Raw genomic sequence first — 20,443 nt, 5'->3', positions numbered from 1 at the left:
ACCCATGGCCGCAGGGTGCGGCCGTGGATGAGGTAAGCATGATCGGTAATGGACCAATGCCGAAGCAGGCCGCTTGTTCCAGAATGGCCGATCAGGGCGGGCTGCATGACAGTTCGCCGCAGCCATCGGCGGCGCGGGAGGGTATTCTGACGGCACTGCCTCTCGCCCACCTCGTCTCGTATCCGGAAACACGCTGCCGATGACCGATTGCCACGCCTCACCCTCCGCCCCCGACGCCGACCCGACCGGCACGACCATGGCCGCCAGTGACGCGGAGCGGGCCTATAACGCCCGTGCCGCCGTGCCCGACCACCCGGTGATCTTCGCGCGCTGGGCGTCGGAGGCGGCGGCGGCCCGGGCGGACTTCACCCGCAGCGGCCGCTTCCGGCCGGCGATCGTCTATGGCCGGCGTGGCGATCAGGTGCTGGATCTGGTGATGCCCGAAACCCGGCCCGTGGCCGGCGGCGGCGTGCCGGTGCCGCTGCTGGTGTTCTTTCATGGCGGCTATTGGCAGGCCATGAGCCGCGAGAGTTTCACGCAACTGGCACGGGGGTATGCGGCCAGAGGCGCGGCGGTGGCGCTGGTCGACTATACGCTCGCACCCGCGACCACGGTTGCCGGCATCGTCGAGGAAGCCCGCGAGGCCGTGGCGCTGCTGTGGCGGCTGGCGCCGGCGCTCGGGCTCGATCGCCGGCGCACCGTGGTCGCGGGCCATTCCGCCGGCGGCCAGATCGTCGGCATGCTGGCGGCCACAGACTGGGCGGCGCGCGATCCGGCGCTGGCGGCGGCGGCGCCGCTGATCGCGGGCGGCGTGGCGATCAGCGGCGTGTTCGATCTGGAGCCATTGATCGCGACCAGCATCAACGCGAAACTGGGCCTCGATGCCGCCGCGGCCCGCGCCGTCAGTCCGCACAGGCTGGCACCGCAGCCATGCACACGGCTGGTGCTGGCGGTGGGCGGTGACGAGTCGTCTGAGTTTCACCGCCAGAGTCGCGATTTCGGGCGCCGCTGGCGGGCCGCCGGTGCCCGGGTCGATACGATCGATCTGCCGGGTCGGCATCACATGAGCGCGGTCGAGGCGCTGGGCGAAGACGATCATCCGCTGATGCGCGCCACGCTCCGCCTGCTGGGCACGGACGACTGACCGGGGCGAGACTGCCCGATCAATCGCTGCTCTGGTTGATGCGGGCAACGGTGGCGGTGGTGGAATGGCCGGGCAGGATCGGCACGATCATCACCCGGCCGCCACGGGCGGTGACGACATCGGCGCCGACCACGGTGTCGGGGCGGTAATCGCCGCCCTTGACCAGCAGGTCGGGGCGGATGGCCGCGATCAGCTCGGCCGGGGTGTCCTCGACGAAGATCAGCACCAGATCGACATCGGCCAGGGCCGCCAGCACCGCGGCGCGGGTGTCCTGATCCTGCACCGGCCGCGACGGCCCCTTCAGCCGGCGGACCGAGGCGTCGGCATTCACCGCCACCACCAGCCGGTCGCAGGCCGCCCGCGCTTTGCCGATCACGTCCAGGTGGCCGCGATGCAGCAGGTCGAAACAGCCATTGGTGACGCCGACACTCAACCCGTCGCGCTGCCAGCCGGCGGTGATGCGGGCGGCTTCGGCGGCGCTGTCGACCACGCGGGCATGGCGGGGGGCACCGCCGGCCGCCACCGACCGCGCCTCGGCATCGCCGGCGGCCGCGGCCCGGATCTCGGTGGGCGTGACGGTGGCGGTGCCAAGCTTGCCGACCACGACGCCGGCCGCGGCATTGGCATACTGCACGGCATCGACCAGCGACCCGCCGGCGGCAAGCCCGCAGGCCAGGGCCGCGACCAGCGTATCGCCGGCACCTGAAACGTCGAAAACCTCGCGGGCGCGGGCGGGCAGGTGCACGGCGCTGCCATCGGCACCGACCACGGTGACGCCATGGGCGCCACGGGTGGCGACCAGATGCTGAAAGCCATGTGCCCGAACCAGCGCCAGGGCCGCGCGGGTGACGGCGTCGTCATCGGCGGGATCGATCGCCTCTCCCGCCGCCACCGCCAGTTCGGCGGCATTGGGGGTGAGAACCATGGCGCCGCGATAGCGGCTGAGGTCGCGGGCCTTGGGGTCGACCACCACCGGCCGGCCGGCGGCGAGGCAGCAGGCCATGATATCGGTGAGGATATCAGGTGCCAGGACGCCCTTGCCGTAATCCGACAGCAGCACGATGTCGGCGGCAGCCACCGCCTCGGCCACCGCCGCCATCAGCCCGGCATGGGCGGTCAACGACAGGCCGCCGGGGCCGTCCTCGTCGGAGCGCAGCAATTGCTGGCTCTGCGCCACATAGCGGGTCTTGACGATGGTGCCGCCATCGATATCGACCGCGAGATCGCCGGTGATGCGGTCTTCCGCCGCCAGCAGGTCGCGCAACTCGGCGGCCGCGGCATCGGGACCGACCACGGCGACCAGCCGGGCATGGGCGCCGAGCGAGGCCACATTGCGCGCGGCATTGCCGGCGCCGCCGATCATGGTGCGGCGGCGCTCGACCCTGAGCACCGGGATCGGTGCCTCGGGCGAGATCCGCTCCACCTTGCCATAGACGAAGCGGTCGAGCATGACATCGCCGATGACCGCGACCGTCACCGCGCCGAAACGCCGGTCGAGATCGAGGAAATCCACACGGGCGGCGCCGGCGGCACGGACAGAACTGGTCGACATGGCGGGTCCGGGCTGTTGGGAGAGGGACGGGCGGCCAAAGATCTGTTGGTCAGTTGCCGGAGGAGCGTTCGTCGGGAACCAGGCCCAGGGCGATTTCCAGCGCCCCGCACAGCATCTGGCCCAGCATGATGTGCATTTCCTGAATCCGGGCGGTGGTATCGCTTGGCACCACCAGCGCCAGATCGGCGCGCCCTGGCGTGTCGCCGCCATCGCGGCCGGTCAGCGCCACGGCGGTGATGCCGGCGGCCCGCGCCGCATCGAGCCCCAGCAGCACATTCGGGCTGCGGCCCGAGGTGGTGATGCCGACCGCCATGTCACCCGGCCGGCCGAGGGCTGTGATCTGGCGGGCGAAGAGCTGATCGAAGCCCATGTCATTGCCGATCGCGGTCAGGGCCGAACTGTCGGTGGTGAGGGCGAGCCCGGCAATGGGCGCGCGATCGCGGCGATAGCGCACCGCCAGTTCGGTCGCCAGATGCTGAGCGTCCGAGGCCGAACCGCCATTGCCGAAGAACATGATCTTGCCGCCGGCGCGGATGGTGACAAGCGCCATCGCCACCCATTGCCCGAAGGGCTGCTTCAGCACGGCACGGGTGCGGGCGAAAGCCGCCGCGTGTTCATCGAGTTCGGCATCGAAGAAGCTGTCGATATCCATGGCCCAGGTCCGATCTGCCGGTACGGCGCGTGTGCGCGGGCAACGATAGGAGGCGGCGTGGCCGGTGACAAGTCGCCAGGGGCCACTCGAACGCTTGTTTGACCTGCCGGCCGCGCCGACGGATGATCGTCGCAGACGTCCGCGCGCCGGACCAAGAAGCCGCGAGCCGGCCTTCGGGCCGCCCGACAACCGGGGAGGAGCAGAAACCATGACCGCCACAACCCAGCCGACCGTGCCGACGCACGCAACCGAGCCGCCAGCGCGGGTCACCATCGCCCGTGCCGATAGGGCCAGCTTCGCCGGCGACGGCCTGCGCGCCTTTTTCAGCTATCGCGACCTCGATATCGGCACGGCGACCCAGGGGCGGTTCCATGCCCATGTGATCCGCGCCGAAGAGGCGGTGACCGCCGGCACCGGCCGCCATGCCCACCGGCTGGATTTCCAGATGGTCTATATCCTGAAGGGCTGGGTGCGGTTCTGGTATGACGGCACCGGGGTGGTGGACCTGCGCGCCGGCGACTGCGTCTATCAGCCGCCGGGCATCGCGCATGAGCTGCAGGCGGGATCCGACGATCTGGAGATGCTGGAGATCACCTCGCCGGCCGATTTCGGCACCGATCCGGTCGCGCCCCCGCCAGCCACCGGACGCTGAACCCACGGCGCCGCCGAAGAGCGCCGGACCCATCCGAGGAGATGCCCCTTATGACCCGTCCTGTCGTAGACTTCCTGTTCGATGTCGGCAGCCCCGCCACCTATCTCGCCTGGGCGCGGCTGCCCGGCATTGCCGCGCGCACCGGCGCCGATATCCGCTGGCGGCCAATTCTGCTGGGCGCCGTGTTTCAGGCCACCGGCAACACCAGCCCCGCGGCGGTGAAGGCCAAGGGCCGCTATCTGATGGCGGATCTGACGCGCTTCGCCGAGAAGGCGGGCACGCCCTTCCGCTTCAATCCGCATTTTCCGATCAACACCCTGACCATGCAGCGCGGTGCCGTGGCTGCCCTGGCCGATGGCCGGATCGAGGCCTATCTGGCGGCGATCTTCCCGGCGCTGTGGGCCGATGGTCGCGACATGGGCAATCCGGAGGTGCTGGGCGCGGTGCTGGAAGCGGCCGGCTTCGATGCCGCGGCGCTGATCGCGGCCTGCGCCACGCCTGACGTCAAGGACCGGCTGAAGGCGGAAACCGAAGAGGCGGTTGCGCGCGGCGTGTTCGGGGCTCCCAGCTTCTTTGTGGGCGACACGCTCTATTTCGGTCAGGACCGGCTGGATTTCGTGGAAGAGGCGCTGGCGCGGCAGGCGGCGGCGTGACGTGCCTGGCCGCCACGAGGCGGCGGCCATGGCTGTGATGCCCGTTCAGATGTATGGGTCGTCGGACTGCAGATGGCCGCGCACATAGGCGGCGATGCCATCTTCCAGCTCGGTCATCGGCGCGGTGAAGCCGGCCTGCCGCAGCCGGTCGATCTTCGCTTCGGTGAAGTACTGATATTTCTCGCGCAGATGGACCGGCATGTCGACGAATTCGATCTCCGGCTGCCGGTTCATCGCCGCATAGACGGCCCGCGCCATATCGGCGAAGCTGCGTGCCTTGCCTGATCCCACATTGAACAGACCGCTGGCGGCGGGGGTGTCGAGCAGCCAGCGGACCACCGCCACGCAATCGCCGATCCAGACGAAATCGCGCAACTGGCCGCCATGCGGATAATCGGGCCGATGGCTGCGGAACAGCCGCGCCTCGCCGCCGTCGCGGATCCGCTCGAAGACCTGATGCGCGACGCTGCGCTGGCCGCCCTTGTGATACTCGTTCGGCCCATAGACGTTGAAGAACTTCAGCCCCGCCCATTGTGGCGGCAATGCCGCACCCCGGCGGGAAAGATCGACGATCCGGCGGTCGACCATGTGCTTCGACCAGCCATAGGCATTGAGCGGCCGCAGCCGCGCGAGGGCCCCAGGCTCGGCATCGTCGTCGAAACCCAGCGCGCCGTCGCCATAGGTGGCGGCGGAGGAGGCATAGATCAGACGCACACCATGGCGGGCGCACCAGCCGGTGAGGTCGAGGGTCAGGCGGATGTTGTTCTCGACGATCACATCGCTGTCACGTTCCTCGGTGGACGAGATCGCACCCATATGGATCACGGCCTCGATCGCATCGGCCCGGGCGTCCAGAAAGTTGAACAGCCGATCGGGCCGCACGACATCGGCCAGCCCGCGGCCGGCGATGTTGCGCCATTTATCGTCGGATCCGAGCGTGTCGACCACGACCAGGTCCGTCCGGCCATCGGCTTCCAGCCCGGCCAGGATGTTGGAACCGATGAACCCGGCTCCGCCGGTCACGACGATCATCTGCTGCTCCTGTTGTTCGATATGAAAGATATTCGGCACATCGGCTGACCTCGCCGGAGTTTGCCGCGCAGGTTCAGATTGCTTCCGTCAAGATCTGGAATCCGGTTCACCCTGCCTTAGTTCTTGCCGTGACATCCGGGGCTTTGCCGCATCTGTTGCCATGATGCCATCCATCGTCCCAATTCGCGGCCGACGGGCCTGTATACCAGATACCAGGGGTAGACAGGCCGACCATTGCAGCGCAGCATACCTATTGCGTCACGGTATCGGGGTTGCCCGACGGCACCTGTGTGCCGTATAACTGTTAACGCTAGCACCTACCCCATGGGGAATATCGGAGATCATACCATGATCAAGACCATGATCAGCGCTCTCGCTGTCGTGCTCGCCCTGGCGGGCATGGCGAGCGTTGCCAGCGCCCAGACCCCGCCGCCGGCGAACAACGTTGACGACGAAGGCGGCTATCTGTTCAACGACGAGCTGACCGGCCTGGCCATCGGTGGCGGCGCCGCGGCGGCCGTGGCGATTGCAATCATCGCCTCGGACGACGACGACAGCGGTTCGTCGACCTCGACCTCGACCTCGACCAGCACCCGCTGATCGAACGTCTGTTGGCCGACAGGAAGGGCGGTCCCGGAAACGGGGCCGCCCTTTTTGGTTGTGTGGGCGACTTTGGTTCTGTGGGTCTGCGCGAGGTCAGGGAATGGGGGCGGAGCGCAGCAGCGTGATGTCCATATCGCCCATTTCGGGCGAGATATGCTGAACGCTGCGCCAGACGCGGGTGCTGTCCGGCTCGTACCAATAGCGGTTGGTATACTGCCAGCGTATCACCTCGACCGTGCAGGTCTCGTCATAGACCACGGTATCGAACTGGTACTGGCCGATCTGCAACGGCTCCTGCCCCACCTCGGCCAGGCTGCAATCGGCGCGCGCGCCATAGAGCCGGCGGTTCGGCAGGTCGAAGATCCGGACGTAAGGCCGGGCACCCGCTGCCGCGGGCACGGGCGCCGAGGCCCCCTCCGGCAAGCCGTCGATCCGCACGATGCGCAGATTGTCGGGCAGGCCGACCGTGCGCACCAGAATGCCTTGCCGGGTATGGATTTCAGCCCGGTCGGCCGCCCGCCAGATCAGCGTGCCATCGCGGTTCCCGGCCAGAGCGACCCGCGCCGACCCGCGGCCGAAGCCGACCAGGATTGCCGCGACCGGCAGCTTGTCGACATCGATTTCCTGAGCGGTCGGCGCCGATGGCGGAAAGAACACCGCGTTCAGCGTGTCGAAGGGCGCCGGAAGGTCTGTGGTGTCGGTGCAGGCGCCGAGCAGAAGGGCTGGCAGCAGCATGGCGGTGAAACGGATACGGGCGAATGTCATCGCGGATGCGGCCCCTTTGTCATCGGTCAGCCGGGCAAAGCTACAGCAATCGGCACGGCATTGCAGCAACCGGGCTGGCGCAAATAACACAAATAATGATCGTTAATTAAAATAATATCCGATTAGTGTCTGGACAATCGGTGTGGATCATGTTTTCTGTCGGCCATCGGCATCCTGAACCCAGCCCGCCTGCCCGCTTTGCGCCAATAAGGGCGCGCCAGCCAGGGCCTGAGGAGCGATTGATCCATGGACCATCTCGACCGTCTTGAGGCGCAGAGCGTCTATATCCTGCGCGAGGCGTTCAACCGCATCGACAAGCTGGCAATGCTGTGGTCGATCGGCAAGGACAGCAACGTCATGGTATGGTTGGCCCGCAAGGCCTTTTTCGGCCATGTGCCGTTTCCCGTGCTGCATGTCGACACATCATACAAGATCCCCGAGATGATCGAATTCCGCGACCGCATGGCCGCGGAATGGGGGCTGAACCTGATTGTCGGGCAGAACCGGGCGGCGCTGGATGCGGGCATGAACCACACGCGGGGCCGCGTGACATGCTGCTCGGCCTTGAAGACCGATGGCTTGAAGGCGCTGCTCGACACCCACGGCTTCACCGGGGTGATCGCCGGCATCCGCCGCGACGAGGAAGGCACCCGCGCCAAGGAACGGGTGTTCAGCCCGCGCGGTCAGGACAATGCCTGGAACGTGAAGGATCAGCCGCCGGAGTTCTGGGACCAGTTCAAGACCGAATTTCCGGCCGGAACCTCGGTGCGGATTCATCCGCTGCTGCATTGGACCGAGGTCGATATCTGGCGCTATATCCAGCGCGAGGAGATTCCGGTGGTCAGCCTGTATTTCGCGAACGAGCACGGCCAGCGCTATCGCTCGCTGGGCTGCGCGCCGTGCACGCTGCCAATCACCAGCCGGGCCGCCACTGTCGCCGAGATCGTGACCGAGCTTGAGGGCAGCCGCACGTCCGAACGCGCCGGCCGCGCTCAGGACAAGGAATCCGAAGATGCCTTCGAGCGCCTGCGCGCCGAAGGCTATATGTGATCCGGGACGGGATGTTTTCACGATGACTGCACAGACTGCTCCGATCCAGGACCAGATCGCCGCCGTACCGTCCTCCGCATCCGAGACGGCCGCCGCCGAACGCGCGCTGATGCGGATCGTGATCGTCGGCCATGTCGACCATGGCAAGTCGACCCTGGTCGGTCGGCTGCTGAATGACAGCGGATCGCTGCCCGAGGGGCGGGTCGATGCGATCCGCGCGATGAGCGAACGCCGCGGCATGCCGTTCGAATGGTCGTTCGTGATGGATGCGCTGAAGGCCGAGCGCGACCAGGGCATCACCATCGATGCCGCTCAGATCTGGTTCAAATCGGCGCGGCGCGATTATGTGATCATCGACGCGCCGGGCCACAAGGAATTCCTGAAGAACATGATCACCGGCGCCGCCGCCGCCGAAGCGGCCGTGCTGGTGATCGATGCCGCCGAAGGGGTGCGCGAGCAGTCGCGCCGCCATGGCTATCTGCTGCATCTGCTGGGCCTGCGGCAGATCGCCGTGGTGGTCAACAAGATGGATCTGGTCGGCTTCGATCAGGCCCGCTATGACGCGGTGGTCGCCGAATACAGCGCCTATCTGGCTGGTATCGGCGTGACCGCGACCCACTTCGTGCCGGTGGCGGCGCGCGAGGGCGGCAATATCGTCGACCGCGCCACCGATACGATGCCGTGGTATGACGGGCCGACCGTGATCGGCGCGCTGGACGGTTTCACGCCCGCCCCGGTGCTGGACGATCGTGCACTGCGCCTGCCGGTGCAGGATGTCTATAAATTCGACGAGCGCCGGATCATCGCCGGCCGGATCGAAAGCGGCCGTCTGGCGGTGGGCGATACGGTGATGGTGTCGCCATCCAACAAGACCGTGCGGGTGCGGAGCATCGAGCATTGGGGCCGCGGCACACAGCCGGTGGTGGCCGGCACCGGCCGCAGCGTCGGCATCACCTTCGACGATCAGATCTTCATCGAGCGTGGCGACGTGATCAGCCATGTGGACCAGCCGCCGGTGCTGACCGACGTGTTCCGGGCCCGGCTGTTCTGGCTGGGCCGCACGCCGCTCGCGGTGGGCAGCAGCTATGTGATGAAGCTTGCCACCCGCCAGGTTCGGGTGACGGTGGACCGGATCGAGAAGGTCATCGATGCCGGCAGCCTGTCGGGCGCCGATGATGGCACTGTTCCGGCGCAGGTGGAGCGCAATGCGGTTGCCGAGGTGGTGCTGCGGTCGCGCGGCCTGCTGGCGCTGGATGCCTTCAATCGGCTGCCGAACACCGGCCGCTTCGTTCTGATCGAGGATTACGACACGGTCGGTGGCGGCACCATCTCGATGGACGGCTATCCGGACCAGCGCGATGCCGTGACCCGTAAATCGACCAACATCACGGCGGTGGAACATCGGGTGACGCCCGATGCCCGCGCGCGCCGCAATGGTCATACCGGTGGCGTGCTGTGGCTGACCGGTCTGTCGGGGGCGGGCAAGTCGACGCTGGCGATCGAGCTGGAACAGCGGCTGTTCGCCAAGGGCTATCAGGTCTTCGTGCTGGATGGCGACAATGTCCGCCATGGGCTGAACGCCAATCTGGGCTTCAGCCCCGAGGACCGCACCGAGAATATCCGCCGGGTGGGCGAGGTCGCGGCCCTGTTCGCCGAAGCCGGATTCCTGGTGGTCACCGCCTTCATCTCACCCTATCGCGCCGACCGCGACCGGGCGCGTGCCGCCGCCGGTGCCGGTTTCCATGAAGTGCATGTCCGCGCGGGGCTGGATGTCTGCGAGGGCCGCGACCCGAAGGGACTTTATGCCAAGGCGCGGCGCGGCGAGATCCGCGATTTCACCGGCATCGATGCGCCGTATGAGGCACCGGAGGCGCCTGAGCTGACGGTCGATACCGGCGCGCTCGGAATCGACGACGCGGTGCGGTTGGTGATGAGCTATATCGAGCGGACCTTCGCGATCAGCCGGGTGCTCTGAGACGATCAGACAGCCCTGGCATGGTCGCCATGGAAATGCCCCGGCCGGTTCGCAGGCCGGGGCATTTTTGTTCGCCCGCCCTGGAACCGTCGCGGCAGACATGCTTATCGCCCCGCAGAGCCGGAGGCGATGAGCGCCGCCGGCCAGACCACGAACAGCACAGGCACGAACAGCACAGGCACGAACAGCACAGGAGGGAGATCTCGAACTATGCGAAATCTCATGTCGACCTTTGCCGCCGCGACGTTTGCTTCCACCTTGGTGGCTGTGCCGGCATGTGCGGCCAACCAGACAAATCGGGCCGATCCGGAGCGCCAGACCGGCGATCCAACGGCTGCCAGCCGCAGCACCACGACGACCGCTCCCGCCGGCTCTGATCGGCAGGGAAGGATCGACGTGGTGACCCGCGCCGACGACGGTGAATGGCTGAGCCTGACCGGCGAGGTCAAGTCGGTGGAGGCGGACCGGTTCACGCTCAACTGGGCTGTCGCACCGTTGCCGTCGACACCTCGGGCATCGAGAACAGCCCGGTGGGCAGCAGCGTCGATGTCGTCGACCGGTTGTCGGTTTCGGGCGGGATGGACGATGCCGATCTGTTCGACCGGCGCGAGGTCGAAGCCAGTTCGGTGGTGATCCTGACCAACAACCGGGTCTGACCGGCGCCACCTCCGACTCCGACGGCAATTCTGCCGCCCGCACGGGGGCATGGCCGTGCGGGCGGTGCCGTTGCGGCAGTCGTCAGGCGCCAGCGCGGCCGTGCGCCAGCAGGGTCTTGGCGATCAGCGTCACCAGTGCCAGCACCGCAAGCAGCGAGGCGACCGCGAAGGCACCGACATAGTCATACTCGTTGTACAGAATTTCGACATGCAAAGGCATGGTATTGGTGAGGCCGCGGATATGACCGGACACCACCGACACCGCGCCGAATTCCCCCATCGCACGCGCATTGCACAACAGAACGCCGGCCAGCAGCCCGTTGCGGACATTGGGCAGGGTCACCCGGCGCATGATGGTGAACCAGCCCGCACCCAGAGTGAGCGCCGCTTCCTCCTCGTCGGAGCCCTGGGCCAGCATCAGCGGGATCAGTTCGCGGGCCACGAAGGGGAAGGTCACGAAGATCGTGGCCAGCACCAGCCCGGGGACCGCGAAGATGATCTTCAGGCCGTGATCTGCGGCCCATGGACCAAGCCAGCCATGGGCGCCGAACAGCAGCACCCAGACCAGCCCCGAGATGACCGGCGACACCGAGAAGGGCAGGTCGATCAGCGACATCAGCAGGCTTCGGCCAGGAAAGCGGAAGCGGGTGAGGGCCCAGGCGGCGGCGATGCCAAAGACAAGATTGGCCGGTACGGCAATGGCCGCGACCAGCAGCGTCAGACGGATGGCCGCCAAGGCATCGGGTTCGCGCAGCGCCTCCATAAACGGCATGGCGCCCTTCGCCAGGGCCTGCGCGAAGACGCTGACCAGCGGCAGGACCAGGAACAGGGCCAGGATGAGCAGGCCTGCCAGGGTCAGCGCCACGCGGGCCGCCGGAGATTCGGTGATGCGGACGCCGGGATGGGGGGATGATCGCAGACGGGCCATGGGATTCTACCTTTCCATGGCGTTGCGGCGGCGCGCGTCCAGGCCGTTCACCAGCAGCAGCAGAATGAACGAGGCGACCAGCATCACGGCCGCGATCGCACTGGCGCCGGCATAATCGTATTGCTCCAGGCTGATGACGATCAGCAAGGGGGCGATCTCGCTGATGCCGGGCATGTTGCCGGCGATGAAGATCACGGAGCCGTACTCGCCGACGCCACGCGCGAATGCCAGGGCGAACCCCGCGCTGATCGCCGGCGTCAGGACCGGCAGGATCACCCGCCGCAGGGTCTGCCAGCGCCCGGCGCCCAGCGATGCCGCCGCTTCTTCGATCTCGCGATCCAGATCTTCGAGCACCGGCTGGATGGTGCGGACCACGAAGGGCAGGCCGATGAACACCATGGCGACGATCACGCCTGCGGGTGTGAAGGCGATATGCAGGCCGAGCGCCGCCAATGGCGCGCCGATCCATCCGTTTGGTGCCGTGAGTGCGGTGAGCGCGATGCCGGCGACGGCGGTCGGCAGCGCGAAGGGCAGGTCGACGATGGCATCTGCCAGCCGTTTGCCCGGAAAGTCATAGCGCACCAGCACCCAGGCGACCACGATTCCCAGAAGGCTCGATATCATCGCCGCGGCCAGCGACCCGCCGAAGCTGAGCCGATAGGCCGCGAGCGCGCGGCCCGAGAAGGCGCGCGCGGCGATCTCGTCGAGACTGAGGCCCGCCGCCCGCAGAAAGACCGCGGACAGCGGGATCAGAATGATCGCCGACAGCCAGAACACCGTCAGGCCGAGCGCCGGTCCGAAGCCCGGCAGCGGCCCGGCCTGTTTCCGTGATGTGGGCCGGTTGGGCGGACCGATTTTGCGCATCAGGATCATTTCCCGGTGACGATCTGGTCGAAGATGCCGCCGTCGTTGAAATGCTCGGCCTGAGCCTTGCGCCAGCCGCCGAACACCTCGTCGATCGTCACCAGCCGGATATCGGGATAACGGTCGGCATGGCGGCCGGCGACGGTGGCATCGCGGGGGCGGTAATAGTGCCGGGCCGCAAGTTCCTGCCCCTCAGGCGTGTAGAGGAATCTGAGATAGGCTTCGGCCACGGCACGCGTGCCATGGGCATCGACCACTTTGTCGACCACCGCAACCGGCGGCTCCGCCAGAATCGACAGCGACGGAACCACGATGTCGAAGGCATCGGGGCCCAGTTCGTTCACGGCCAGCAGGGCCTCGTTCTCCCAGGCAAGCAGCACGTCGCCGATACCGCGCTGCACGAAGGTGGTGGTGGACCCGCGCGCGCCGCTGTCGAGGACCGGCACATTGGCGAACAGCGCCTGTACGAAGGCCTTGGCGCCGGCGGCATCCTGGCCCTGATCGAGCGCATAGGCCCAGGCAGCCAGATAGTTCCAGCGCGCGCCGCCCGAGGTCTTCGGATTGGGTGTGATCACCTGAAGGCCGGGCCTGACCAGATCGTCCCAGTCCCGGATCGCCTTGGGATTGCCCTTGCGGACCAGGAACACGATCGTCGAGGTGTAAGGCGCGCTGTTGTCGGGCAGGGCCGACTGCCAGTCCGCCTTCAGAGCGCCGCCATGGTCGGCGATGGCGTCGATGTCATAGGCCAGCGCCAGGGTGACGACATCCGCTTCCAGCCCGTCGATGACGCTGCGTGCCTGCTTGCCCGATCCGCCATGGCTCTGGCGGATGGTCAGCGTGTCGCCGGTCTGCTGCTTCCAGAGTGCGGCGAAGCGGGCGTTGACGTCTTTGTACAACTCGCGGGTGGGGTCGTAACTCACGTTCAGCAGGGTGATCTCGGCCGCAGATGCGGGCGTAATGACCGCGGCCGGAGCCGATACGAGGGCCGATAGGGCCAGGGCGCCGAGCAGTCTGGCCGGAGACGGGGCAAAGCGGCGCCAATGGGGGGCGATGACGGAAACCGTTGCAGGCATGGAAGAACCTCTCTGGGGCATGCAGGGCAGAAACCGCAACCGTCAATTCTTATGATCTTCATATCATGAAGACTCATATTTTTATGTGAATCAAGATTATTTAATCAATAAACAGTGAAGAACTGATATTTTATACATATATATAATGTATTTTGTGCTCAAAGAAATGCCGCCCGGCCGACGGATCGGGGGCGGCATTTCAGGTGTCGGGCGGGATCATCCGCCCGTGGCGCCGGATCAGGCGCTGTGGGTGATGGCGCGCAGATCGAGGTCGATGTCGCTGCCATGGCCTTCGAACGTCGCCATCAGCCGGCGGAAACGGGGCGCGTTCTCGCGATACCAGCCCACCACGCGCGGCAGGTCGTCCAGCAGATGCCGCTCGGGCGCCCAGCCCAGTTCGCGAATCTTCCGGCTGTCGATGGCATAGCGCCGGTCGTTGAACGGCCGGTCGGGAACATATTCAACCACGTCATCCAGCGCATAGCCGAAGGACTGAGCGATCATGCCGGCGACGACGATGTTCTCGAACTCATCTTCTGAACCGATATTGTAGATCTCGCCGATCTCGCCCTTGCGCATCAGCAGGACGATGGCGGCGGCGAAATCTTCGGCGGCCAGGAAATGACGGCGGTTGTTGCCGGCACCGTGAATGGTCAGCTTCTTGCCGCATTCCAGCAGCAGCGAGAAGCGCGGAATGATCTTTTCAGGGTACTGGCGGATGCCATAGATGTTGTTGCCGCGGACCGTCACGATCGGCATCCGGTAGGAATGCAGATAGCCCGAGATGATCATCTCGGCGCCGGCCTTCGATGCCGAATAGGGATTGGTGGGGTTCAGGACCGTGCTTTCGTCGGCGGCACCGTCCAGAACCTCGCCATAGACCTCGTCGGTCGACACATGGACGATGCGCTTGACGCCCATGCGGCGGCAGGCCTCCATGATCGCATGGGTGCCATAGACGTTGGTCATGGTGAACAGCAGCGAATTGCCGAACGAATTGTCGACATGGCTTTCGGCCGCGGCATGCACGACGTAATCGGCACCGTCGACGACCCGGCAGGCCAGGTCGAAGTCGCAGATGTCACCCACGACCAGCTCGATGCGCTCATTCGCCACCAGATGCTGGATGTTTCGGATATCGGCGGCATAGGTCATCTTGTCGAAGACGACCACGTCGTAATCCGGGAACTGCTCGCAGATGTGGTCGGTGATGTGTGACCCGATGAAGCCTGCGCCGCCGGTGATGACGATCTTCGGCATTATCCCAGAGCCCTTCCCAGATTGTGGCAGTAGGTGATGATGTCGTCGGCCGTCTCTCGAAGGCCGGTGGTCTGAACCAGACGCGATACGTCCAGATGGAATGCGTCGGCATGGCGTGGATCGATGATCCGCAACTGACCGCGGCCATGGCCGCGGATGACGGCGAGCGCAAGTTCACCGCACATCAGCCCGACACCCGACGACAGATTGTAGATGCCGGACAAGCCGTTCGTGATCGCGGCCGAAAGCTGCCGGGCGAAATGCCCGGCGGTCACGAAATCACGAGCCACGAACGGACTCATGTCGAACACGATTTCACCGGTCTCGGCAAGCGTGTTCAGCATGAACCCCATGAAACTGCGCCGTCCGGGAATACGTTCAGGCCCGATGACGTTGCCGATCCGCAGCACCAGCAGGCGTTCGGGGGCGATCAGCGCGGCCACGGCGGCTTCGGCCGCGACCTTGTTACGGCCATAGATGTCCAGGCCCGCCAGGGGCGATGTCTCGGCAGCGCCCCATTGTGCCGCCTGATCATAGACCTTGCGGGAACTGAGCATGACGAACCGTGCCGACGTCGCGGCGACCCGAACCGCCAGTCGGACGTCGACATCGCGGGCCGGATCGTGCGGCAGGCGCATATCGTCGGGGTGGCGGGCAAAGTTCACCACCACATCAACACCGTCGAGCAGGTCGGGGCGATCGATCTCGGCATGGCCGGCGACCCTGAGCTCGACCTGTTCCCGTGCAATGTCCGAAAAGGCCCGCGCAAGCAGGCTGTTGCCGCCGAAAACAAGAATCCGCATAGGAGGCGTCTGCTCCCGCCCTTCAGGCCGTTGTCGATGAAGCCGGCCCCATGATTAGCATTCCAGATGCCCGCCTCCAATCCAAAAACGGATGACGGGAGACGGGAGTGTGGCCGCAAGCACACGGTGTGGGTGAAATGTCGACTTGCAAGTTGCGCAGTGGGCGCCTTGGAACATGGTTAACGATCTGCTAACGTCATGACCGACCTTCATTCTTGACGCTTCCATCACGGACTGTCGCAGAAACGCCCCCCGTTCGGGGGATTTGTGCAGTGCGGAAAGCGGGTTGGCGGCAGGATGCGGGCAAGGTATAAACTTAAACCTGAAGCGACGCCCGGCCGACCAGAACATGCTGCTTTGACAGCACGGCCGCTGGCGTCGCCCCGACCGAATGCACCCCTGTCTGGACGCATGGACCTATATTGTCCGTGCGACACACTGGCGGCCGGGTGGGCAGAAACGTCAAGCGGGCAGCAGCATCATGACGGACGTCAACACCAGCCATGTGTTCGAGGCAAGCCTTGAACGCGGCGTGGTGCCGGCCACGACGGTCGGTGCACGCATTCTCAAGCGGCTTTTCGACATTGTCGGCGCTTCGGTGCTGCTGGTTCTTCTGTCGCCGTTTTTCCTCATCCTTGGCATTTTTGTCGCAATGACCAAGGGGCCGATCTTCTACGGCCACGAGCGGCTGGGTTATCGCGGCAATCATTTCAAGTGCTATAAATTCCGCTCGATGGTGCCGAACGCCGACAAGCTGCTGAAGGATCTGCTGGCCCGTGATGCCGAGGCGCGTGCAGAATGGGAGCAGTTTGAAAAGCTGCGCAATGATCCGCGTATCACCCGCATCGGCCGAGTGCTGCGCAAGACCAGCCTGGACGAGCTTCCGCAGTTGTGGAACGTGCTCCGCGGCGATATGAGCCTGGTCGGCCCCCGGCCCATGGCGCTGCATGAGACCTCGCGCTGGGGTGCCAGCCTGGTCGAGTACACCTCGATGCGCCCGGGCATTACCGGCATGTGGCAGGTGAACGGTCGGACCGACAGCGATTACGGGTCGCGGATCTCGTTCAATCGCACCTATCTTGAAAACTGGTCGCTGCTTCTGGATCTGAAGCTGCTGGTCCAGACGGTGCGTGTGGTCTTCTCGTCGAACAGCGGCGCGTACTGACCGTCATTCCAGACGATCTGTCGCGAAAAAGGGGCTGCCGTCGATCTGCGACGGCAGCCCCTTTTTCGCGTGCCCTTTTTCCTACACCACACCGCAGCGATCGCGATGCGACATGCCATCGGCGTCAACCGGCCATGAGGCTTCGGAAATAGCCGATCGCCTTGTCCAGCCCCTGTTCCAGAGGCACCTGCGGACGCCAGCCAAGCGTGCGCTCGGCAAAGCCGATATCGGGGCACCGCCGGACCGGATCATCGGCCGGCAGCGGCTTGCGGATCAGCCGCGAGGATGAACCGGTCATCGCGATCACCCGTTCCGCCAGTTCCAGAATGGTGATCTCGTGCGGATTGCCCAGATTCATCGGCCCGGTGATGTCGGCCGGACTGTCCATCAGCCGGATCAATCCGTCCACCAGATCGTCGACGAAGCAGAAACTGCGTGTCTGCTGGCCGTCGCCATAGATGGTGATGTCTTCACCAGCCAATGCCTGAACGATGAAGTTCGACACCACCCGTCCGTCATTCGGCAGCATCCGGGGGCCATAGGTGTTGAAGATCCGGGCGACCTTGATTTCCAGGCCATGCTGGCGGTGATAGTCGAAGAACAGGGTCTCGGCGCAGCGCTTGCCTTCGTCGTAACAGGCGCGCGGGCCGATGGTGTTGACGCTGCCGCGATAATCCTCGCGCTGCGGATGGACCTCCGGATCGCCATAGACCTCGGATGTCGATGCCTGCAGGACGCGGGCATGCGTGCGCTTGGCCAGGCCCAGCACGTTGATCGCGCCATGCACGGAGGTCTTGGTGGTCTGCACCGGGTCGAACTGATAGTGCACAGGCGATGCCGGGCAGGCGAGGTTGAAGATGCGGTCAACCTCGACGAACAGCGGGAAGGTCACGTCGTGGCGCATCGCCTCGAACCGTGGATTGTTCAACAGTGGCGCGATATTGGCGCGCCGGCCGGTGTAATAGTTGTCGACGCACAGCACGTCATGGCCGTCATTCAGCAGCCGGGCACACAGATGGGATCCGATGAACCCGGCACCGCCTGTCACCATTACGCGAAGTTGCGTCTTGATCGTCATGCCGGCCGTCCCTTCCGTTCGATTGCCGCCGCATTGCGCAGGGCGAGCATCAGGCCCGTGGCGAGCCAGAAGACCGCGCCATTCCAATTGTTGTAGAAGCTGCCATGGGTGGCCAGCGGCCACAATGTCAACAGCACGCCTATGGCGGCGCCAGTGACACGATCATCGCGGCCGGCGCCGCGCAGGGCCAGAATGAGGGCAATGATCATCATGCAGAACAGAATGAGGCCGGGAATGCCGTGTTCGGTATAGGCCTCGATATAGATGTTATGCGGGTGGGTGGCACAGAACTGGATCTCCTGCGGATCTTCGAACGCTGCGATCTCCGCGGCCTTGATCTCTGGACACAGCAGCCGGAAGTTCTTGCCGCCGACGCCGGTCCACGGCGCCAATGCCCCCACATCCAGCCCCGACTGCCAGTATCGGCCGTGAATGCTGTCGCCGATCGCCGACACGGTAGCCAATGTCGAGGTGATCTGCCGGTCATACAGACGGGGCGCCAGCACGGCGGTCAGCCCGCCCAGGATGATGGCGGCGGCAAGCAGTGCCAGCGTCAGGCGCCGCAGCAGGCGCGCGCGCACCAGCAGGCCCATGATCAGCATGCCGGCCAGCGCCATCAGCAGCGCCATCCGTTCGCCCGACAGCAGGATCGCCACCAGCAACACCGCGGCATATCCAAGAACCAGGCCGGTGCCGCGCGCCGATGCCCGTGCCGGACCGCCGGCGACCCGGTCGGCTGGCAGCAGCGCCCGCCAGGCCAGAAATCCCAACACCGGGAACATCAGCTTGACGATGAAGATACCGACCTTGTTATCCTCGAACGGCCCGGTCAGCCGGATCACCGGCTGTTCGTCGTTGATCGACAGGGCGATATCGATCCACTCAATCACCGCCCAGACCGCGGATGCGCCCAACACCACGGCCAGGCACAGCAACAGCCGCCGGCGCCATGTCACGTCGTCGATCAGCCAATAGCTGAGCGCGGCCGCGAACAGCGGAAAGCGGATGAAGCTTGCCGACACGCCGAAGGCGCTGCCGATATCGGCCAGGGCAAAGGGCGCGCTGGCCAGCAGCCACACCCAGAACACGAGCGCCACTTTCATCCATGGTGTCCGGAACGGCGCCGCGTCGCGCGCGATGGCCATGGCGACAAGAAACAGCAGAGCCACCAGACTGAGTGCGATATCGGCCGGCGCACGCCCGACGACCAGCAGGACCGGCATCAGCACGACCAGTATCCGTGCAGCCAGCCGCATGGCATCGCAAGCGGCCTGCGCGCGGCGCGACGGCGCGGGGGGCCGGGTCGGGGCGCCTGAGGAGATATCGGGAGCCGGGGGCTGCATGATGACGACTGTCTCCGGATGCGGCGGCGTTGGGCGGAGGCTCGGTGTCCGCGCAGAGCCTATCTGTCCCGCCACTTGCGTCAAGCGCCATGGCGCGGGGGCCTGAAACCTTTCCCGGGCAATGCTTCACATCCGCGCGCGGCGCGGCTACTTTCACCCACGCCTCGTCCTCATCGCATCGCGGATCCGCTGACCATGACCGTCCTCGTTACCGGTGTTGCCGGATTTATCGGATCGCATGTCGCCCTGTCTCTGCTCGACCGCGGCGAGGCCGTGCTGGGGATAGACGACCTGAACGACTATTACGATCCGGCATTGAAACGGGCGCGGCTGGCCCGGCTGGAAGGTCGGGCAGGCTTCAGTTTCCGCCGCATCGATATCGCCGACAGGCAGGCGGTGCAGGCCCTGGCCGGCCATATGCCTCGGATCGACCGGATCGTGCACCTGGCGGCGCAGGCCGGCGTGCGCTATTCGATCGAAGCCCCGCACAGCTATACCCGCGCCAATGTCGAAGGCCATCTGTGCCTTCTGGAACTGGCGCGTCATCTGCCCGGCCTCAGGCACATGGTCTATGCCAGTTCGTCGTCGGTCTATGGTGCCAACCAGGATCTGCCGTTTTCCGAGGCCGACCGGGTAGACACGCCGCTGTCGCTTTATGCAGCCACCAAGCGGGCAGGGGAACTGATGGCCTATACCTATGCCCATCTCTATGGGCTGCCGCTGACGGGCCTGCGCTTCTTCACCGTGTATGGCCCCTGGGGGCGGCCGGATATGTCGGCCTGGATCTTCACCCGTGCCATCCTGGCCGGCCAGCCGATCCGGGTGTTCAACCAGGGCCGGATGCAGCGCGACTTCACCTATATCGACGACATCACCAATGGTGTGATCGCTGCACTGGACGCGCCACCCGCGGCAGGCGGCGCCCCCGGCGCGGTCAGTCACCGGGTGTTCAACCTGGGCAACAATGCGCCGGTGGCACTCGGCGATTTCATCCTGGCGATCGAGGCCGCGCTCGGCCGCGACGCCGTGAAGATCCTGGAGCCCATGCAGCCAGGCGACGTGCCCGCCACCTATGCCGATATCGCACCGGCGCACGACCTGCTGGGCTTCAGCCCGACGACGCCGATCGCAACCGGCATCCCGCGTTTCGTGGCCTGGTATCGCGATTACCACGGGCTCTGATCGCCGCAGGCGC

At 65.8% G+C, this 20,443-nt stretch carries 21 protein-coding genes; 9 read left to right on the top strand and 12 right to left on the bottom strand.

The features are described 5' to 3' along the window. The first annotated feature begins 199 nt into the window (after positions 1-199). Complete coding sequence (locus WG924_RS24830; protein WP_345935733.1) at positions 200-1,144, top strand: alpha/beta hydrolase; 945 nt, start codon at positions 200-202, stop codon at positions 1,142-1,144. Positions 1,145-1,163: 19 nt separating this feature from the next. Here the strand turns inward: WG924_RS24830 and rfaE1 are convergent, their stop codons facing one another. After that, positions 1,164-2,696 carry a D-glycero-beta-D-manno-heptose-7-phosphate kinase gene (gene rfaE1, locus WG924_RS24825; RefSeq protein ID WP_345935732.1) on the bottom strand — a complete coding sequence of 511 codons (1,533 nt, stop codon included), beginning with the start codon at positions 2,694-2,696 and terminating at the stop codon, positions 1,164-1,166. A 49-nt stretch (positions 2,697-2,745) separates the two neighbouring features. Then, on the bottom strand, positions 2,746-3,348 hold the full coding sequence (locus WG924_RS24820; RefSeq protein WP_345935731.1) for an SIS domain-containing protein: 603 nt from the start codon (positions 3,346-3,348) through the stop codon (positions 2,746-2,748). 208 nt (positions 3,349-3,556) lie between these two features. On the opposite strand from WG924_RS24820, the gene WG924_RS24815 reads away from it, so the two are divergent. Together WG924_RS24815 and WG924_RS24810 are read left to right on the top strand one after the other, a co-directional pair. Next, the gene (locus tag WG924_RS24815) at positions 3,557-4,000 is read left to right on the top strand and encodes a cupin domain-containing protein (RefSeq protein WP_345935730.1); all 444 of its coding nucleotides are present in this window, start codon (positions 3,557-3,559) and stop codon (positions 3,998-4,000) included. A gap of 50 nt (positions 4,001-4,050) precedes the next feature. Beyond that, on the top strand, positions 4,051-4,653 hold the full coding sequence (locus WG924_RS24810; protein ID WP_345935729.1) for a 2-hydroxychromene-2-carboxylate isomerase: 603 nt from the start codon (positions 4,051-4,053) through the stop codon (positions 4,651-4,653). A gap of 45 nt (positions 4,654-4,698) precedes the next feature. On the opposite strand, the gene rfaD is transcribed toward WG924_RS24810, so the two are convergent. Next, positions 4,699-5,685 (bottom strand): ADP-glyceromanno-heptose 6-epimerase, encoded by a 987-nt coding sequence (gene rfaD / locus WG924_RS24805; RefSeq protein WP_345935728.1) that lies wholly within the window; start codon positions 5,683-5,685, stop codon positions 4,699-4,701. A 348-nt stretch (positions 5,686-6,033) separates the two neighbouring features. On the opposite strand from rfaD, the gene WG924_RS24800 reads away from it, so the two are divergent. Next, a complete protein-coding gene (locus WG924_RS24800; RefSeq protein ID WP_345935727.1) occupies positions 6,034-6,285 on the top strand; it encodes a hypothetical protein in 252 nt (83 codons plus the stop codon). A gap of 96 nt (positions 6,286-6,381) precedes the next feature. Here the strand turns inward: WG924_RS24800 and WG924_RS24795 are convergent, their stop codons facing one another. Then, positions 6,382-7,053 carry a YjbF family lipoprotein gene (locus WG924_RS24795; protein WP_345935726.1) on the bottom strand — a complete coding sequence of 224 codons (672 nt, stop codon included), beginning with the start codon at positions 7,051-7,053 and terminating at the stop codon, positions 6,382-6,384. A gap of 246 nt (positions 7,054-7,299) precedes the next feature. Here WG924_RS24795 and cysD point away from each other — a divergent pair, with 246 nt between their 5' ends. After that, positions 7,300-8,103 carry a sulfate adenylyltransferase subunit CysD gene (gene cysD / locus WG924_RS24790; RefSeq protein WP_345935725.1) on the top strand — a complete coding sequence of 268 codons (804 nt, stop codon included), beginning with the start codon at positions 7,300-7,302 and terminating at the stop codon, positions 8,101-8,103. A gap of 22 nt (positions 8,104-8,125) precedes the next feature. Next, the gene (cysC, locus tag WG924_RS24785) at positions 8,126-10,078 is read left to right on the top strand and encodes an adenylyl-sulfate kinase (RefSeq protein WP_372044813.1); all 1,953 of its coding nucleotides are present in this window, start codon (positions 8,126-8,128) and stop codon (positions 10,076-10,078) included. Positions 10,079-10,182: 104 nt separating this feature from the next. On the opposite strand, the gene WG924_RS24780 is transcribed toward cysC, so the two are convergent. Next, complete coding sequence (locus tag WG924_RS24780; protein WP_345935724.1) at positions 10,183-10,431, bottom strand: hypothetical protein; 249 nt, start codon at positions 10,429-10,431, stop codon at positions 10,183-10,185. A gap of 69 nt (positions 10,432-10,500) precedes the next feature. On the opposite strand from WG924_RS24780, the gene WG924_RS24775 reads away from it, so the two are divergent. Further along, complete coding sequence (locus WG924_RS24775) at positions 10,501-10,734, top strand: hypothetical protein (protein WP_345935723.1); 234 nt, start codon at positions 10,501-10,503, stop codon at positions 10,732-10,734. Between the two features lie 82 nt (positions 10,735-10,816). Here the strand turns inward: WG924_RS24775 and cysW are convergent, their stop codons facing one another. From cysW to WG924_RS24750, 5 genes are all read right to left on the bottom strand, one after another. Continuing rightward, positions 10,817-11,662 (bottom strand): sulfate ABC transporter permease subunit CysW, encoded by an 846-nt coding sequence (cysW, locus tag WG924_RS24770; RefSeq protein WP_345935722.1) that lies wholly within the window; start codon positions 11,660-11,662, stop codon positions 10,817-10,819. Between the two features lie 6 nt (positions 11,663-11,668). Beyond that, entirely contained in the window at positions 11,669-12,526 is an 858-nt protein-coding gene (gene cysT, locus WG924_RS24765) for a sulfate ABC transporter permease subunit CysT (RefSeq protein ID WP_345935721.1), read from the bottom strand. A 5-nt stretch (positions 12,527-12,531) separates the two neighbouring features. Then, the gene (locus WG924_RS24760) at positions 12,532-13,599 is read right to left on the bottom strand and encodes a sulfate ABC transporter substrate-binding protein (RefSeq protein ID WP_345935720.1); all 1,068 of its coding nucleotides are present in this window, start codon (positions 13,597-13,599) and stop codon (positions 12,532-12,534) included. A gap of 237 nt (positions 13,600-13,836) precedes the next feature. Beyond that, on the bottom strand, positions 13,837-14,859 hold the full coding sequence (locus tag WG924_RS24755) for a dTDP-glucose 4,6-dehydratase (RefSeq protein WP_345935719.1): 1,023 nt from the start codon (positions 14,857-14,859) through the stop codon (positions 13,837-13,839). Then, complete coding sequence (locus tag WG924_RS24750) at positions 14,859-15,662, bottom strand: NAD-dependent epimerase/dehydratase family protein (protein ID WP_345935718.1); 804 nt, start codon at positions 15,660-15,662, stop codon at positions 14,859-14,861. The genes WG924_RS24755 and WG924_RS24750 overlap by 1 nt, the downstream gene beginning before the upstream one ends. 481 nt (positions 15,663-16,143) lie before the next feature. Between WG924_RS24750 and WG924_RS24745 the strand changes: the two genes are divergently transcribed. Beyond that, positions 16,144-16,827 carry a sugar transferase gene (locus WG924_RS24745; protein ID WP_345935717.1) on the top strand — a complete coding sequence of 228 codons (684 nt, stop codon included), beginning with the start codon at positions 16,144-16,146 and terminating at the stop codon, positions 16,825-16,827. 124 nt (positions 16,828-16,951) lie between these two features. Here WG924_RS24745 and WG924_RS24740 read toward each other — a convergent pair whose 3' ends face one another. Both WG924_RS24740 and WG924_RS24735 read right to left on the bottom strand, forming a co-directional pair. Then, positions 16,952-17,905: a UDP-glucuronic acid decarboxylase family protein gene (locus WG924_RS24740; protein WP_345935716.1), complete on the bottom strand. Its 954-nt coding sequence runs from the start codon at positions 17,903-17,905 to the stop codon at positions 16,952-16,954. Next, complete coding sequence (locus WG924_RS24735; protein ID WP_345935715.1) at positions 17,902-19,248, bottom strand: O-antigen ligase family protein; 1,347 nt, start codon at positions 19,246-19,248, stop codon at positions 17,902-17,904. The genes WG924_RS24740 and WG924_RS24735 overlap by 4 nt, the downstream gene beginning before the upstream one ends. A gap of 195 nt (positions 19,249-19,443) precedes the next feature. Between WG924_RS24735 and WG924_RS24730 the strand changes: the two genes are divergently transcribed. Beyond that, complete coding sequence (locus WG924_RS24730) at positions 19,444-20,430, top strand: NAD-dependent epimerase/dehydratase family protein (RefSeq protein WP_345935714.1); 987 nt, start codon at positions 19,444-19,446, stop codon at positions 20,428-20,430. The last annotated feature ends 13 nt before the right edge of the window (positions 20,431-20,443 follow it).

Origin of the sequence: Tistrella arctica (assembly GCF_039630945.1) — a bacterium.
Classification (GTDB): domain Bacteria; phylum Pseudomonadota; class Alphaproteobacteria; order Tistrellales; family Tistrellaceae; genus Tistrella; species Tistrella bauzanensis.
Note: the sequence above shows the minus strand (reverse complement) of the source record. Positions and strands in the feature narration are given on the sequence as shown.